The organism is Xanthocytophaga agilis (assembly GCF_030068605.1).
Classification (GTDB): Bacteria; Bacteroidota; Bacteroidia; order Cytophagales; family 172606-1; genus Xanthocytophaga; species Xanthocytophaga agilis.
In genome coordinates this window covers 1-16,814 of record NZ_JASJOU010000009.1, presented here as the reverse complement: position 1 = coordinate 16,814, position 16,814 = coordinate 1, and the positions used below count along the sequence as shown (strand labels likewise).

Below are 16,814 nucleotides of genomic sequence, written 5' to 3'. Positions count from 1 at the left end.
TAATATGAGTTCAATTCTATTAGAAGATATAAAGAGAAAGGAAGAACATCTCTTAAATGAAGTTAGTGATAAAGAGCGTTTCTTTTATTTGTACCTGACAAAAGGAGAAATTTCAGCAAATTTCAGTGATTTAGGCCCAATAGATAAAGTATGCCTGGCTGCATTTACAAAAATACAAAATCAGGATTTAGATGCTATTGTTGAGAGAAACAAGAATGCGAGACCTGTAGCAGGTTCTCATTTTTCATACAATCTAATAAGTCTTTGTGCATTTGCTATTTATGATAGAAGGATAGTAGATAGCCATGTGAGAGATTATTTTCAGAAACATGGACTAAAAGATAAGTTTATTATTAACCATCTTTTTGGAAATTCATTTATTCTAAAAAATGAGAATACTACTTCTATTCCATCCATTGACGCTTTAATTGATGATATTTTTCTGAAAAATCAGTTTGAAGATGCGCTTGCGTTAATAATTAAGGCATTGGAAGATTGTTCAGATCCAATAGAATTATTCATCATAAGACAATCTTATTCTAAGATATCTCAGTTTCATTCTAATCCAGCAATTGAGAGAGAAAACAGATTGTTGAAAGAAGAGTTAGCATTATTTACATCTTCTGTAAACCGTAAAGCTGATAGATTTGTAGGTATACTAACCTTATCATTCTTACCTTTTTGTTTCTTAATAATAAAATGGTGGGATGAAAAAGGATTAGAATCTATATTCACCGCATGGGCAGCAGCTATATATATTCTTGAAATTGGATTATATCAGGTATTAAAGAAAAGATTTTCTCTTGACGAATTTTTAGAAAAGCTCAGTTTAAGAGTTGTTAAATGGTGGTTTAAGGTTCATAAATTAGATTATAGAATTGTGCGGAAGTTACTAGAAGAGAGAGAAGTTTAATTTATGGTCTCAATGTTTATTTTTGGGGAGAGATATAAAAGTCCAGATCCTAAAAGAGGGTCTAAGTATGTATAAATAATGTTTCTTCCTGTCATTTTTATATGTTGAATGACTGGATGATCTTTTAAGCCTACAATTCTAGAGAATGAATAATATCTAGGATTAAAATTATTTAAAAACAAGTGCCAAGAGTAAGCTAAACATTTTTAAAAGTTTGCTAAACAATTTGTTTAGCAGGAAATAAAAAAAGCCTCTCAGTTGAATCTAAAAGGCTTTTGTATTAAAATTAAAGTGCTCCCGAAGGGAGTCGAACCCCTATCATCAGAACCGGAATCTGACATTCTATCCATTGAACTACGGAAGCAAATGGAGCGCAAAACTAGGAAAAGTTTTGTAATATGTAAATAGTAACAAGGTATATTTTTTCTTAGAGCCGTTTTGGGAAGGCAAAGTATAGCCGTCTCTAGTAGAATCTAGAGAAAATTGAAATGAAATCTGAAAGTAGTATGGTCTATAATCAGACTGCTGCCACGGATACCAGATCAACGGTGGACTGTCTGGAAGAGGTGCAGAGAGATACCGCGTTTGTGAAACGATTGAGTATAGAAATCCCTATGGAGTCAAATCGCGGTGATGTGCTTACGGTATAGCTGTATCTGGGTGTAGAGGCAACGGTTGCAAATGCTGGTGAAGCAGGTGTTGCAGAAGTGCCTGAACGACTGAGTTCAGCTTCACAGGTTGGGGCAGCAGATTGTTTTTGAGAGACTTGCACTTGCTTCACGAAGTGTAGGGCCTTGAACATCTCAAAATCCATAAACTCATACTGCTCTTCCTGTTCCAGTCTTTTCCAGATGTCATAGGCTGTTTTAATACGAATACGAACCTGATCGCGCTTCAGTTCCTTCAATATATACTTAGTCGCATTGTCTTTGTCTTTTTTCTTATCCAACACAGCTAAATGAAGGTCATTACGTTTGTATTGCACATTTAGATCCTTCCATACGGATTCCGCTTTCTTCAGCTGTTTATTTCTTTCTTTAGAGGCAGGTTGTGCTTCCAGTTCAGCTTTTTGCTGAGTGGCCTGAGCCAGCAGATTTGTTAAATGGATGTGGTTAGCCTGAGATTGTTTCTCATCTTCTGTATTCTTTTTGATTCGTTTGAGCATATGGTGAAGCTGTTCATTCAGACGAGCTTCTTCTTTCATGAGACGATAGTACTCAGATCTGTATTTGCGAATCGCAGTTGTATTGGTATGATAACGAGCCATATATGAATCTGGTTGAAGTATTCCTTGTTAGAATTTGTTACTCTACAAAATACAAAAAAATGAAATGTTGTATTGTAACTATTCAAAGAATCTATAGTTTGTTTCATTGATTAATTATCTGCGTTTACAATGGGTTATGTAAGGATTTGTTCTTCAGTATAGACTTCTATAAATTTTCCAAAGGGGCTATGGTTTGTTTGTATTTGTTTCATTAGCAGACAAACCATTATAAATGGCTCCGATTTCCTGTTTCTTACGTTCGCCGTAATGGGTAGTATGCAGCTTTTCCATCTTTACCAATAATTGATAAAGCATTTCTTTCTCTGTCTCAGACAAAGGATGAAACACTATTTCACTTACCTGATAGATATTTCCATACAGACTCTGTAGTTCTTTTCGTCCTTCGGCTGTGATCTCAATCCGTTTGGAGCGCTTATCGTGTTCGTCCGGATATTCTGTAAGCAAACCTCTTCTGACCAGCCGTTTGATTACTTCTATTCCTGTCGGAAATTCGGAGATACAATGATGAATCAATTCACTTTTGGTAGGGCGGTCAAGTAGAATGGCATAGGATAGATAAACAAAATCTTCAATACTACTCATCTCTGTATGCTCAATGGCTTTACGCCAATAGAAAGAGACAAATCCAGTCAACCGTCCGAATACACGACCTAAGGCACTGATGATGTCCGTACTTTGTTGGGTGCCCGTCTGTACCGGAGCGTGGGATACCGTAGTTTGCTCTGTAGCCAGGTAAAAGCGACAAAAGTCTGCAAGGGTGCAATCAGGGTTTTCCTGCTCATACGCATGATACCTGTTCATGAGTTCTACCAACTGATTGTTCTGTCCGGACGCCATCGAAATATTTTTTTATTCTTTTTAAAAACAAAATTCAACTGGAAAAGTTATGATAACATAGTAAAATGTAGAGTAATACTTTGTAAATATTGTTTTATTGAGTTAGTATTTACCCTGTTTAAAATTCTGATCAACAGAATGAAATTGCTGGTGGCAAAAAACAATTCTATAAAGTTTCATCACGTTGACGACAATCTTTATTCCCTAAGCTAACTATCAAACATACTACCAAATGAAAGAACCGCCAAAACCTACAGCAATGATTGTAAAGCTGGAAGAGGTAAACAAGGTATATCAGATAGGTGACAACCATATTGTGGCATTGCAGAAAACCTCTCTCGAAGTGAACACCGGAGAAATGCTACTGATTATTGGTCCTTCCGGTTCTGGCAAAACTACCTTGTTGTCACTAATTGGCTGTGTGGTTTATCCTACAGAAGGACGCTTATGGGTAGATGGAAAAGAGATAACGGGGATGAAGGAAGACGACCTGGCGAATCTGCGTTTACAGACCATTGGCTTTGTATTTCAGCAGTTTAATCTTATAGCTCCGTTGACTGCCGAAGAAAATGTTCTAATGCCACTGGTTTTACAGGGCGTACCTGACAAAGAAGCTAAAACCAGAGCACAAAAAGCATTGGAGATTGTGGGTATGACAGACCGAAGCAAAAACCTGCCCCGACAGCTATCCGGAGGGCAACAACAGCGGGTAGCTATTGCACGGGCTCTGGTAACCAATCCCAAGCTGATTCTATGTGATGAACCTACGGCTGCTCTGGATAAAGACTCACTGGATGTTGTGATGAAGGAACTACGAACATTGGCAGATGAAGGAAAAGCAGTAGCGGTGGTAACCCATGATCCCCGCCTGATGTCATATGCCCATCGGGTAGTAGAGGTGAAAAACGGACAGGCATATGAGTTACAAAAACAGAACGGAGAATTTCGCATTGAAAACCATTGATACAACTACTATTCATGAAAATGATTTTTCCGGAAAAAGTTAAAATTCTTCTCCTGTTGCTGACTACAGTTATGTGTCTGACAGCCTGTGGAGGCAAAAAGGATGAAGAAAACGAATCGCGTGCTGTAACTACAAAGCAGGTGGTAGCTGAAGTAGATACCATTATCGGGGTTGCCAACATTGAGCCTGTTGGTAAAATATTGCCACTCAGTGTAGAGGTGAGTGGTATTGTGGCTGAGATTTATGCCGATGCCAACCAATCGGTTGACAAAGGTGATCGGATCATTGCATTAGACCATCAGGTGCAGCAGATGCAACTGGAGCAGGCTAGAAGCAAACTTGGGACACAGCAGGCTGTTATTACCTCCGCACAGGCTACATTGGCTTCTCAGGAAGTAAAGCTGGCAAATGCCAGAAACACTTACGAACGTGACCAGCGGCTTTTTAACGGAGGGGCAGAAACTCAGCAGACACTTGATGACAGTAAGACCCAATATGAACAACTTCGCAAAGATGTAGACGCTGCTCGTGCTACACTGGTGCAACAACAGCGTAGATTAACAGAACTACAGACCGATCTGGCCTATAATCAGGCATTGCTTGATCAGCGGTTTATCAAAGCTCCTGCCCGTGGCATGGTACTGTCTGTTGACACGAAAGTTGGAGAAAGTGTCAGTAGTGGTACGTCGTTAGGCGATTTTGCACCAGAGGGTGGATTGATGGCAGTGACGGAGATTGACGAGTTGTTTGCCCCAAAAGTGAAAGCTGGGCAGTCCGCTTTTATTCGTCCACAGGGAGGGACTGAAATTCTGGCAAAAGGGAAAGTATTTTTTACCTCTTCCTACCTGAAAAAGAAGTCGCTGTTTGCTGACAAAGCTGAGAATCTGGAAGACAGGCGGGTGCGTGAGGTCCGTGTCCGACTGGACTCTAACTCTCGTATTCTCATTGGAAGCCGGGTAGAATGTGTGATCAAAATGAAATAACTACAGGTATTATAGGTAAAAGAATGTCGGGAGGTGAAGACACTGACTGGTAATCAATGAGGTATCACGAAACGCCATAACCATGCTCAAAATTGCATTAAAATTTATTTTGTATGATAAACCCAAGTCTATTGGGGCATTGGCAGGTACTATCATTTCTATTTTTCTGATAGGCCAGAATATCGGGATCTTCATTTTCCTGACCAATTCCATGAGTGCACTGGTTCGGAATAATGCGGATTACATCTGGGTAGTAGACAGTAAGACTACGAACGTAAACTCATTGTCTTTGCTTGATACCCGGTTGGGACATGAACTGGAATCTATCAAAGGGGTAAAGAAAGCTTATCCACTTGTGATAACAGGAGGAAGTGCCAGGTTTCCCAATGGAAAGTCTGCTGCACTTACCTTGATTGGCTCTCAGGCACCCGCATTTGCAGGTGGCCCCTGGAATGTATTTATTGGACAAAAAGGCTTGTTATTGCAGGAGGGAGCCATATTTACAGATTTCTTTGATAGCAAGATACTGGGTGACGTGGCGTTAGGTGATTACTTCGAGATCAATGGAAAGAAGGTGTTTGTAGCTGGCCAAACTCGTGGTGTCCGATCATTTGGGGGGGTATATGCCTTTACCACACTGGAACGTGCCCGTTATCTGGGAAAGGTATCTCCTTACAAAGCCAATGCTTTTCTGATTGAATGGAACCCTTCAATCCAACCAGAAGAAATTACTGCCCGCATCAATTCCGGTATTGCAGGAGTAAGAGCATGGGAGAGTAAGGAGTTTACCTATCAGACCATTCTGACAGTTGTCAAATCCAGTGGCATTGCCATTTCTTTTGGTACAATTATCCTGTTTGCGCTAATAGCCGGATTAGTGATTATTGGGTTGACACTGTATTCGGCTGCTATAGACCGTATCCGGGATTATGGCACTCTGAAAGCCATAGGAGCTACCAATAGTTATATCCGTCGTCTTATTCTGACACAGGCACTGGTATTCGGGCTGGCTGGATTTGTAATCGGATATTTGTTTATCCAGGGTTTTCGTGTTGGTATCGCCAATGCCGGAACCATCTTTAGTTATCCCTGGTGGTTACAGATCATATTCTTTGTTCTTACCCTGTTAATCTCACTAGGAGGAAGTTTGTTTGCCATTCGTCGGGTGGCCAGTGTAGAACCTGCTCAGGTATTCAGATAAATAGGTTGTTTGGATTAATCATTCATGATATGAAAAAAATTGTGTTTACAGGAATATGGATGGCTTGTGTGCTGGCAGGAAATGCACAGGAGGTACGCAGAGTATCCGCCACTGAAGCTCTTACTATTGCAGAGCAGAACCGAAAAGATATACGTAACCAGGCAATTAGTGAAAGTATAGCTACAAATGAAATAGCCAAAATAAATGCCAGAAAAGCTCCACAGGTTACCGCATCTCTGGACTACCGATATAATATGCAGTTACAACGTAGTGTATTGCCTGCAGGGACCATACGGCCTGATGCGCCAACAATTATTCCATTAGGCACTAAATACAATATCACAACTGGAGTCAATGCTAGCTATGATGTATTTAATCCTGCCAATCGGTCGGATATAAAGTATGCACAGAAGAGTATAGAACTGGAAAAGGCCAATACCAAAAAAGCGGTCGTAGATGTACGTCAGGCTGTGTTGCAGGCCTACTATGATGTATTGCTAGGGCAGGAAAAGGTCCGTTTTTCTTCCGAAAACCTGAAGCGTACAGAACAATATTATCAGGAGGGCCGTGTAAAATATGAGAATCGTACCATTCTGAAAAGTGATTTGGATAGGTTACAGCTTGACATGCAGAATGCACGTATTACCTATGAAGAAGACCGTAAAAATCTGCAGCTTGGTCAGCTATACCTGGCTAACCAGATGGGACTGGAACCGGAAGCCCGTGTTGAGGCTTCCGAAACGCTGGAAACCATTTTGCAGGGTTTGCCTGAGGTAAATAATATTCAGCGTACTTCGGAACAACGTGTAGAGATAACACAGGAAAAACTAAAACTGGAACAGAATCAACTTGACTATACACGCCAAAACAAAGCCTACTGGCCTACAGTATCTGTTTTTGCCAGCTGGAACGCACAACATTTAAATAACAATTTCGGTCCCTTTGATGCCAATACCTGGTATCCATACAGTTATGTAGGTTTGAAGGTCAATGCTACCTTGTTTGATGGATTGCAAAAAGAACGTAGCAAAACAGAATATCGTTTTCGGGCTGAACAAAATCAGAACACATTGGCAAAGTTACAATCAGATCTGAACTATGAGTGGGAAAGTGCCAAAGTCGAGTTACTAAACATTCGGGAAAAGCTGAAAACGGCTCAGGAAAATTACCAACTGGCACAACAGGTTGTACAAACAGATAGCCTGCGGTTCGGGGAAGGTAAGATTACGGCTGCAGAATTGAAAAATACGGAGTACTCACTAGCGACAGCACAAAACAATCTGATGGCCAGTTACTATAATTTTTTGGTTGCCCGGCTAAAGTATAAAAAAGCAATCGGAGAGTTATAATACCTATGTAGCAAACCTGGTATATGTCTGCTACACAGGTTCTGTATGTTATCTTCTGCGGAAGCTGTTCCGCAGTTTAATTTCAGTTAGTTTACGCTTGGTATCCAGTGGAAAGTCTCCTTTCATCACCCAGTCGTAGAACGCAGGTTCTTTGTCCAGCACTTCTGTGACCAATCTGTCTTTGTGTTTGCCAAAGTTGAAGATCTCCTGTCCCTTATCATTTAATACCATGCGGCCTGCCAGATCTACCAGTTTATGGGCTGTGATCTCATGCAGCTTCTGCATATCATTGTGTACAGGCGTATAGTCTTTGCCATTTTCATCTTTGATTGCCACTCCACTATAGCGTTCTACCTGAGCACACAGTACTTCAAATGTGGCCACTGTATCTGCTTCTGCACTATGTGCATTTTCAAGTTCTTTCTGGCAATAGAATTTATAGGCAGCAGGCAAACTGCGGGGTTCCATCAGATGGAATATTTTCTGGGCATCAATGATTTTACGGCTATCCAGATTAAAATCAAGATCCACCCGTAGAAATTCTTCAACCAGAAGAGGAATGTCCAGACGTAATACATTAAAGCCTCCCAGATCCGCTCCTTCGAAGAACCGGAATATATCATGGGCTACTTCTTTAAAGGTAGGCTTGTCTTTGATGTCTTCATCATAGATACCATGAAACACACTGCTCTCAGGAGGAATCGGAATGGTTGGGTTAATACGCCATGTTTTGATATTCGTTTCGCCATTGACCAGGGCTCTGAGTACACTGATTTCTACAATCCGGTCTTTGACAACGTTTGTTCCTGTGGACTCTATATCAAAAAAGGCGACTGGTTTTTTTAGCTTTAGAGAATGCATGTGCGTTTTTTTAGGATACCAGATTGGATTTGAACCTGCAAGATGAATTAAGTACATGCTTACATCTTGCAGGTTGTTTTTAGGCAGAACCTTTGTATGGCAGTAAGGGTTCTATGCAAAAAATTAAAGAATATGCTCGCTTAAGTTTTTCATGTCCAGACCATTGTAGTTACCGGAACTCATCATTAAAAGATTTGTATCTTGCCAGCTTTGTTTCAGTAAGAATTCTTTTAATGCCTCACTATTCGTAAATACCTGAAGGTCAGGTCTGTTAAATGCTATTTTGATATCTTTCTCACTAAGAGGCTCCAGTCGTTTGTGTTCTACTGTATGCGGATTGTAGTAGGCAACTGCAACATCTGCCATATTGAATGTATCCTTATATTCTTTCAGGAAAGTTTTGTTCAGACTGCTGAATGTATGAAGCTCCATACAGGCAACCAGTTTACGTTTGGGAAACTGTGCTTTTACCGCTTGTGTTGTAGCTTCTAATTTGGAAGGTGCATGGGCAAAGTCCCGGAAGAAGGTAGTGGTAGCATTACTACCTACAATTTCCAGTCTGCGGGCAGCTCCCTTAAACGAGGAAACAGCCCTATAGAACTCAGCTTCTTCTATTCCGATCCGTTCCAGCACGGTTTTAGCCCCACTGATATTGCGCATATTGTGTTCACCGAATATGCTTACCGGAATTTCTTCATTGTCAGATGTAAGCAGATATGTTTTACCATCTTTGATGCGATGTGGATGGGTATCATATTCCTGACGTGCTACATCTTCACGTTCTTTACGACAGATTACAGTAACCAAATCATCATTTTTATCAAAAATCAATGAGCCTGCTTTAGGTGTGGATTCTGCAAAGAGTTCGAATTGCTTCACATATTCATCAAAATCCGGATACACATTGATATGATCCCAGGCAATGCCACTCATGAGCCCAATATGGTGCTGATAATACAAGAACTTGGGCTTGCGATGGATAGGAGAGGCAAAGTATTCGTCGCCTTCAATAATAATAATTGGCGCATCGTCAGTGAGTTGGACCATTGTCTCAAATCCTTCTATCTGAGCCCCTACCAGGTAATCAAACTTCCGTTTCAGGTGTTTTAATACATGCAGGATCAGAGAGGTAATCGTAGTTTTTCCATGACTCCCTACAATAACAATACGTTGTTTGTTTACAGAATGCTCATAGACGAACTCCGGATAAGAATACACTGGCAAACCAAGTTCCTGTGCTTTTTTCAATTCAGGATTGTCTTCACGAGCATGCATTCCCAGAATGACAGCATCCAAACCCGGATGAATCTTTTCAGGATACCATCCTTCTTTCTCTGGCAACAGCCCATGCCGTTGCAGGCGACTTCTGGATGGGTCCAGGATTTCATCATCAGATCCTGTTACAGTAATTCCTTTCAGATGTAGTGCTATGGCCAGATTGTGCATAGCTGCCCCGCCAATAGATATAAAATGTATATTCTGTAATTTGTCTTTCATGAAGTTGGTCTCTAAATAGCTTTCAAAATTTGGCCTGTCTTTTTTACATACAGGCTGATAGTAAAGCAGATCAGCATTTCATTTTTGAAACAGGGTGCAAAAATAGATAAGTCTGTCAGATTTACCATAGCTTGGTACGAATGAAAAAAAAAATTGTTATAGCCGCTTTTTCAGGTTATATACCTATATTTGTAAAATTTTTCTAGCTGAAATTACCTGTTTTTCATTTGGATAAGAAGAAATTGATTTCCTCTATACCTGTGGGCACAGTATTTTCAGTCATCAACAATACTAAAATAGTTTCTTAAAAAGTAATAGTTACCCATTTAGTATTCTTTATTCTTCTTAAATGATTAGCCGAAGTTCCAATCTCAATGGCGTGAATTATGAGATTCGCGGACCCATTTATGAGCAAGCTGTCGCACTAGAGAAAGCCGGTCATTCCATTATTAAATTACATATTGGCAATCCGGCACCGTTTGGTTTCAATACCCCGGCGCACATTCAGCAGGCCCTTATCGATAACCTGGCCAAAGCCCAAGGCTATGCGGCCTCAAACGGTATTCTGGAAGCCCGAGCGGCAGTCGCGAAACATTATACACAGAGAGGAATACAAGGCATCACGGAAGATACTGTTTTCATTGGAAATGGTGTCAGTGATCTGATCATGTTAAGTTTACAGGCATTACTGGAAAGAGGCGATGAGATTCTGCTTCCAATGCCTGATTATCCTTTATGGACATCAGCTGTTCGTTTGTGTGGTGGAAATGCAGTTCATTATATATGTGATGAACAGGCTGACTGGATGCCTGATCTGGAAGACATTCGTAAGAAAATTACGCCTAAAACCAGAGGATTGGTAATTATCAATCCCAATAACCCAACAGGTGCTGTATATACACGAGAGACACTGGAAGGTCTTTTACAAATAGCCAGAGAGCATAATCTGATCATATTCTCTGATGAGATCTATGACCGGATTCTGTATGATGATGCCAAACATATCTCTATTGCATCCTTAGCCGATGATGTGTTGTGCCTTACAATGAGTGGCCTGACCAAAAACTACTTTGGCGCAGGGTTCCGGGCGGGCTGGCTGGTACTGAGCGGCAAAACCAAAGAGGCACAGGATTACATGGAAGGTCTGATGCTACTTGCCACTATGCGTGTGTGTAGTAGTGTTCCTGCACAGTACTGTATCAAACCTGCTCTGGAAGGATACCAGCATATTGATGATCTGGTGTTGCCAACCGGGCGTTTGTATCAACAGCGGGATGCTGCTGTGCAGGCCATTAATGCGATTCCCGGACTGAGTTGTGTAACTCCCAAAGGTGCTTTTTATCTGTTTGCGAAAATAGATACATCTGTCTGTCCTATTGAGAGTGACAAACAGTTTGTGATGAGTGTACTCAAAGAAGAGAAAGTACTGGTAGTCCAGGGGTCTGGTTTCAATTACCATACATCTGATCACTTTCGTGTAGTATTCCTGCCTTCTGTAGATCAACTGACCGAAGGAATCTCCCGTATAGGAAAAGTGGTAGAACGTGTAGCCATGACAGAAAAAGTATAGACCAAGATAAATCTCGATTTATATTTTACAGATCCTTCTGTTGGAGTAATGTTTCCAGCAGAAGGATTTTTTTTATAGTACTAGGGCATGCTTTTTTAGATAAGGTAATAATATACCAAACCTCGTTTATATGGCTACTGTAAAACAGTCTAAAAACTACAGCACCAACCTGGATGCTACCATAGAGATACTTAACAGAGATGCCGGCGTTTCGGCAACCTTAGCTATTCGGAATGTAATAGATTGGATCAATACACTTTCTGTAGAAGGCTTGATACCAGTAGCTAATCAGCTGGAGCAACTGGAAGACTTACTTTCTGCCCCTGAACGCGATGCTGTCAAGATTGCAGATTGTATGGAAACGTTAAGTAAACTCACGCTGGAAGCTGCTTCTATTGAAGATGGTGCCCAGGGAGATAAGATCCGGGAACTGGCTTATACACTGCAACGGGCTGCAAAAGTGATCCGGGAGTAATAACCTGCTTATTCTCTGTTAAAAACTTCTACTTACTTCTTATAATTTTTTATCGCCCAAACCATCAAATTTACTTTCTTTGCATTATTGTCCATTAAAAATCTAAGAATACGCAATGAAAGTAACTGTAGTGGGGATCGGGTTGATTGGAGGCTCGATTGCACTGGCACTTAAAGAAAGTGGTTTTGCCGAAACTGTTATTGGAGTAGATAACAAGTCAGAACATATAATCAAGGCTCTGGAGTTAAAGTTGGTTGATAAAGTGCTTTTATTGCCTGACGCTATTAAGCAGTCTGATATTGTCATTCTGGCTACTCCTGTAGATTCATTGCTGACGCTGCTGCCACAAGTGTTGGATCAGGTGGATAACCAGATTGTAATTGAAGTAGGTTCTACCAAGAAGCTGGTAGTAGCCAGTGTGAAGAACCATCCAAAGCGGAAAAATTATGTAGCCACTCACCCAATGGCAGGAACAGAGTACTCTGGCCCGGAAGCCGCTATACGAGGGTTATTTGCTGGTAAATGTTCTGTTTTCTGCGATGTAGAAGATAGTGATCCAACTGCCGTAGAGACCATCAAACGATTATATGAAGAGGGTATGAATATGCGGATTGTGTATCTGGATTCAGTATCACACGATGTACATACAGCGTATATATCCCATATCTCACACATTTGTTCATTTGCCTTAGCACAAACCGTATTAGATAAAGAGAAAGAAGAAGCCCGTATCTTTGAGCTGGCCAGTGGTGGTTTTGATTCTACTGTACGTCTGGCAAAGAGTTCCCCTGATACCTGGATACCAATATTCCGGCAAAACCGTGAGAATATTATTGATGTGCTGGATGAATATATCAATACTCTCCTCACATTCAAAGGTCTGATGTTAAGTGGAAGCTACGATACATTTCATAAAAAGCTGGAGCACGCCAACGACATCCGCCGGATTTTGAAGTGATATCTAAATCAATACTATAATTTCAGCATCCATGTTTTGTGGAAAATATGGATGCTGAATAAAATATCTGACTTACAAAGTGTGTATCTATCTGTTTAGTTTGCTTTTCTATCTTGCACACTATCCAAAAGTTCTTTATCCAGAATGGGTAGTAATGGCTCAATCAGAAACGGCTCTAATGGACGGTAATCTATAGCTTGTTTAAAATACTGTTTAACAGCATATTTAGCATCTGAAATCTGGTGTATGGTAGCATATGCAACAGCAGCTTTTAAGTGAACATTCCAATCCAGCTCACATTGGGCAGACTCATATAGTTCTAAAATCTCTTTGATATTGTCATAACTATTCAGATAATGAAAGATATGACCAATTTTAGCTGCTTTATTTTTTTCCTTTAGCAAGTTTTTATTTCCCTGGCTTATCCATTTTTCGATATCTGCCACTCTATAATGCATAGTTTGTTGAAAGTACAAAACTCGGTGAAATTCAGGTGCAAAAAGAAGTTGTTTAGTAGCAGCCTCTTCGTATTCTTTGAGTAAACGTTTGCTGTACAGGTGGGAGCTGATATTGTTCTTTCTACTCTCTTGAATAGTATGGAACCATTCTGTCAATTCAGAAAATCTGTTTTCTCTACCTGCAGCAATAAGTAAAAGTGCGAATAGATCTGTGCTATCTTTACTATAAGGATAGTGTTTATCTTCTAGAATCGCATCCAATGAAATAGAATACACACGATTCCAGTCAAGATCAAACACGGCATCTCGTAAACTGTAATCAACTATTGGCCTGGGAGTAGGTATTTCTAACCCTTTGGTTTGTTCTTCCAGAAAAGAATATTCTGAAGTAAAAAAGTCTTTCAACGAATCATATATTTCTTCACCAGGTATCCAGCTTGCAAACTTCCAGTAGCTCCATGATTCAGATGCACTATGAGGAGGAATTAATAAAAAGTATTGCTCTTCATGAAGACCTCCAATGAGGATACTTGCAGCGAGTCCTTCATGTACCTCTTCGGGTTCATTCCATATATCAATCAAGTCATCGTCAAGAACTTTTAAGTAGTCAATTTTATCAGTAGGGAGGAATGTGCAGCTAACACAAGTTGTTTGAGAAAATCCATTGCTGATTTTTAGAAAATCTTTGTAATCTTGAGGTAGATTGATTTGCAGTCTTCTTTCAGCTTCTTCTATTTCCTGGTCTGAGGCACCTGAGAAGCCAAGCCATTCGGATTGGATTTGTTCTTCACTAAAATCAAAACTATTTGATAATAAAGCTTTCTTGGAGATGGCTTGCAGGAGTTCTTTCATTGGTTGGTAAGAGTTAAAAATATTTACCAGAGGCTTGAGCAGTGAATATAGCTGATTACTCAGGTTTGATCTTTACTATCTGATCCCCCTTTCAGTACAACCAATTCACTATCCATTCGCTTTTTTTAAGTTTGACTTTTTGTTGTTTACCTGTCCTTGAAATGCGACATAACCTTCCTTTGGAAGTCGTGTTTTAACAAGATTATCTTCTAGTTCTATTGATAAAAGTGATTCTAAGCCACCATCATAAGGCTTTGCTAATAAATATTGGCTGGATATCTCAGATTCTTTAATAATCAGGTTAGCTGCATTAATGAAAAATGTGTGCATGGCAGGAAGAATAAAAGAATCTGCGGATTAGTATCATTTTAACTGTCTTATTTGTTTAAAGAGGTTAACTAACTGTTGCTAATTTGTTATTTCTGTGATAGTTGGTGAGTCAGCGTTATACGTATTGATTTCTGATTCTTCTGATGATTTTGGCCAAATAGAATCAGGGAGCAAAGGTTTGCCTAACTGACCAATATAATTTTTAGGAAACTCTTCCTGAATACCTAATTTTTCAGGTTCGTGATCAGGACAAATATAAGTACCAAACAGAAGATCCATAAGAGGCGAAATATTGGCATAATTTCCTGCATCTTTCTCAAGAGAATGATGCCAGTGATGAAGTTCTGGAGAGCCAATGAGCATTTTGAGTGGGCCAATAGGTAATCGCACATTGGAATGAATATAGATTGCCCAAATACCTCTGAATGCTATAATCCCCGCCAGCACATCCAGATCGAAACCCATGATAAATGCAGGCAGGTTGATAATGCCTATTGTATAGATAGAATCAAGAGGATGTTCTCTATGGGAGGCGAGCCAGTCTAGGTGTTCAGAACTATGGTGTACTTTGTGAAATCTCCATAGAAAACCAATAGAGTGCTGAAGTCGATGTCCCCAATAAACAAATAAATCACTAAAGAAAATTACCTCTACTGCCTGTAACCAGATCGGTTGCAATTGTATTGTTTTTCTAAAACCTGTAGGAGTAAAATCTGCAAGCCAGATATTAAATTTGTTGAGAGCCCACAATACAATTCCATTCCAGAATAAATACTGTCCCAGAAAGAAACACATATCCAGAATCCAGTCCTTCCGAAAGATCTTCTGTCCCTGTTTTGCCGGAAAAACTTTTTCCATGGGTATAAAGACCAGACTTAAGAAAATCAGACTGGCACCGGTAGTTAGTAGTAAATCAAGGAATGCCATGATTATTTTCTTTTTATATCCTTATTTTTTATTGTGTCCGGCTTGAATAAGTCTGATATGGATTTCCTTGAAGAAGGAGGTGATAGTATGATTGTTTTGGAACTACTCATAAAGTGTCTATGAACTTCTTCCAAATGTCTTTGAATTTGTTCTGCAGAATCTGATTTTTGTTTGGATAGAACAGATTTAGACATGGATGTATCCTTTTTTAAAGAGTCAGAATATACCTGTCTGGCTGACTTGCGGGGTAAAACCATAGATTTTGATGAGGACATAATCAATTCTTTAGAAGAAGTGTCCATTACAATTTCCTGACTGGAATTCTTTTTTATTGAATCAGATGATGTGTTTACAGTTCTAAGCTGGACAACATCTGGTTCAAATTTTCCCATACTATATAACAGAAATACAATGATAAGCGAAATGAAACTTAAGAGAGTTAGTGCTTTTAGTATGTAGGAGTATTTCATTATCAGTTTTTAGATGATGAATAGTAGCAAAAATGATCCTTTATTGTACAAACTGTAATTTTCTAAAAAAAAGTATAAAATCTCTTATTGTAAAAATACTTTAGGCTTTCATGCAAAATGGGCCTGAAGCCTGTAATTGTTTGCAAAAATACTGTATTTGAGTAAAATAGTAATACTATCTGGTTGGTCGAAAAACATATGTACTAAATAGAAGAATATTAGTTGATAGCATATTCGCTTTAAACCACAGAATATCAAAGTTAATTAACTAATCATAAGAGCCTCTTAGAGTTATCTCTTATATTAGCTTGTTTGAAACATGAACATTATAACAAAGAAACAAATGTCAAAAAATGATATAAATAAAATTAACTTGAATAACGCTGACATATGTATAGTTTTCAGTATGGGCTATATTAATTAAATTTCTGATAATTTAGGTTCGCACTTATTTTAACCAATGGACTTGTTTAGTTGAAGACAGATCTGAGATTGATTAAAGTGGAGGCTAAATATAACCAGGATTTGAAATGGAGAGATTTATAGTCAAATCGTATCAAAATTCGTTTGTAACTGTCCATCCAGGCAAAAACGGTCTCAATTTTCTTGCGAAAACTATAAATGTATTCTCCTAAATAGCGTTGCTTTATTTTCTTGGTATTGCGTTTGTTCCTGGGAATATTGGCGATCATTTTATGAGTAGTTTCAATCTGCTCAATAAATGTTGCCAGATCAAATCCCGCATCTGCATTACGGTGTGAGTACTGTATATCAATCGTTGCTTCTTTAAGAGTTTGTAGCAAAATATCCATGTTTTCAACTAACTCAAAACTATCATTATGATTTCCATCTATACAGTCAGAAATAGCCAGGATATGATA

Annotated in this window: 17 protein-coding genes and 1 tRNA gene; 8 read left to right on the top strand and 10 right to left on the bottom strand. The window is 39.3% G+C overall.

Features of this window, described 5'->3' with window-relative positions; all coding sequences use genetic code 11:
• Positions 1-4: 4 nt before the first annotated feature.
• Entirely contained in the window at positions 5-913 is a 909-nt protein-coding gene (locus QNI22_RS23275; RefSeq protein WP_313982664.1) for a hypothetical protein, read from the top strand.
• A 292-nt stretch (positions 914-1,205) separates the two neighbouring features.
• On the opposite strand, the gene QNI22_RS23270 is transcribed toward QNI22_RS23275, so the two are convergent.
• From QNI22_RS23270 to QNI22_RS23260, 3 genes are all read right to left on the bottom strand, one after another.
• Positions 1,206-1,277 (bottom strand) — tRNA-Arg (locus QNI22_RS23270).
• A 153-nt stretch (positions 1,278-1,430) separates the two neighbouring features.
• Complete coding sequence (locus QNI22_RS23265) at positions 1,431-2,180, bottom strand: hypothetical protein (protein WP_313982727.1); 750 nt, start codon at positions 2,178-2,180, stop codon at positions 1,431-1,433.
• A gap of 186 nt (positions 2,181-2,366) precedes the next feature.
• On the bottom strand, positions 2,367-3,038 hold the full coding sequence (locus tag QNI22_RS23260) for a MarR family winged helix-turn-helix transcriptional regulator (RefSeq protein ID WP_314514245.1): 672 nt from the start codon (positions 3,036-3,038) through the stop codon (positions 2,367-2,369).
• 259 nt (positions 3,039-3,297) lie between these two features.
• On the opposite strand from QNI22_RS23260, the gene QNI22_RS23255 reads away from it, so the two are divergent.
• The 4 genes from QNI22_RS23255 to QNI22_RS23240 all read left to right on the top strand — a co-directional run bounded on the left by QNI22_RS23255 (position 3,298) and on the right by QNI22_RS23240 (position 7,535).
• Complete coding sequence (locus QNI22_RS23255) at positions 3,298-4,002, top strand: ABC transporter ATP-binding protein (protein ID WP_313983113.1); 705 nt, start codon at positions 3,298-3,300, stop codon at positions 4,000-4,002.
• A 14-nt stretch (positions 4,003-4,016) separates the two neighbouring features.
• Complete coding sequence (locus QNI22_RS23250; RefSeq protein WP_314514244.1) at positions 4,017-4,985, top strand: HlyD family secretion protein; 969 nt, start codon at positions 4,017-4,019, stop codon at positions 4,983-4,985.
• 82 nt (positions 4,986-5,067) lie between these two features.
• Positions 5,068-6,186 carry an ABC transporter permease gene (locus QNI22_RS23245; protein ID WP_314514242.1) on the top strand — a complete coding sequence of 373 codons (1,119 nt, stop codon included), beginning with the start codon at positions 5,068-5,070 and terminating at the stop codon, positions 6,184-6,186.
• 29 nt (positions 6,187-6,215) lie between these two features.
• The gene (locus QNI22_RS23240) at positions 6,216-7,535 is read left to right on the top strand and encodes a TolC family protein (protein ID WP_314514241.1); all 1,320 of its coding nucleotides are present in this window, start codon (positions 6,216-6,218) and stop codon (positions 7,533-7,535) included.
• 48 nt (positions 7,536-7,583) lie between these two features.
• Here QNI22_RS23240 and QNI22_RS23235 read toward each other — a convergent pair whose 3' ends face one another.
• On the bottom strand, positions 7,584-8,396 hold the full coding sequence (locus QNI22_RS23235; RefSeq protein WP_314514671.1) for a 3'-5' exonuclease: 813 nt from the start codon (positions 8,394-8,396) through the stop codon (positions 7,584-7,586).
• 123 nt (positions 8,397-8,519) lie between these two features.
• Positions 8,520-9,893, bottom strand: a complete 1,374-nt coding sequence (locus tag QNI22_RS23230; RefSeq protein ID WP_314514240.1) for a UDP-N-acetylmuramate--L-alanine ligase — start codon at positions 9,891-9,893, stop codon at positions 8,520-8,522.
• 349 nt (positions 9,894-10,242) lie between these two features.
• On the opposite strand from QNI22_RS23230, the gene QNI22_RS23225 reads away from it, so the two are divergent.
• The 3 genes from QNI22_RS23225 (at position 10,243) to QNI22_RS23215 (ending at position 12,896) form a co-directional block, all read left to right on the top strand.
• Positions 10,243-11,463 carry a pyridoxal phosphate-dependent aminotransferase gene (locus tag QNI22_RS23225; protein ID WP_313997261.1) on the top strand — a complete coding sequence of 407 codons (1,221 nt, stop codon included), beginning with the start codon at positions 10,243-10,245 and terminating at the stop codon, positions 11,461-11,463.
• Positions 11,464-11,593: 130 nt separating this feature from the next.
• Positions 11,594-11,938 (top strand): hypothetical protein, encoded by a 345-nt coding sequence (locus tag QNI22_RS23220; RefSeq protein ID WP_313997263.1) that lies wholly within the window; start codon positions 11,594-11,596, stop codon positions 11,936-11,938.
• Positions 11,939-12,053: 115 nt separating this feature from the next.
• Complete coding sequence (locus QNI22_RS23215) at positions 12,054-12,896, top strand: prephenate dehydrogenase (protein ID WP_313982739.1); 843 nt, start codon at positions 12,054-12,056, stop codon at positions 12,894-12,896.
• A 95-nt stretch (positions 12,897-12,991) separates the two neighbouring features.
• Here QNI22_RS23215 and QNI22_RS23210 read toward each other — a convergent pair whose 3' ends face one another.
• The 5 genes from QNI22_RS23210 to QNI22_RS23190 all read right to left on the bottom strand — a co-directional run.
• Positions 12,992-14,206: an SMI1/KNR4 family protein gene (locus tag QNI22_RS23210; RefSeq protein WP_314514239.1), complete on the bottom strand. Its 1,215-nt coding sequence runs from the start codon at positions 14,204-14,206 to the stop codon at positions 12,992-12,994.
• A 108-nt stretch (positions 14,207-14,314) separates the two neighbouring features.
• Entirely contained in the window at positions 14,315-14,536 is a 222-nt protein-coding gene (locus QNI22_RS23205) for a hypothetical protein (protein ID WP_314514238.1), read from the bottom strand.
• A 78-nt stretch (positions 14,537-14,614) separates the two neighbouring features.
• A complete protein-coding gene (locus QNI22_RS23200; RefSeq protein ID WP_314514237.1) occupies positions 14,615-15,463 on the bottom strand; it encodes a sterol desaturase family protein in 849 nt (282 codons plus the stop codon).
• 2 nt (positions 15,464-15,465) lie between these two features.
• Positions 15,466-15,855 carry a hypothetical protein gene (locus tag QNI22_RS23195; protein WP_314514236.1) on the bottom strand — a complete coding sequence of 130 codons (390 nt, stop codon included), beginning with the start codon at positions 15,853-15,855 and terminating at the stop codon, positions 15,466-15,468.
• A 548-nt stretch (positions 15,856-16,403) separates the two neighbouring features.
• Positions 16,404-16,814, bottom strand: a 411-nt coding sequence (locus QNI22_RS23190; protein ID WP_336620946.1) for a transposase, incomplete at its 5' end; no start/stop codon positions are given.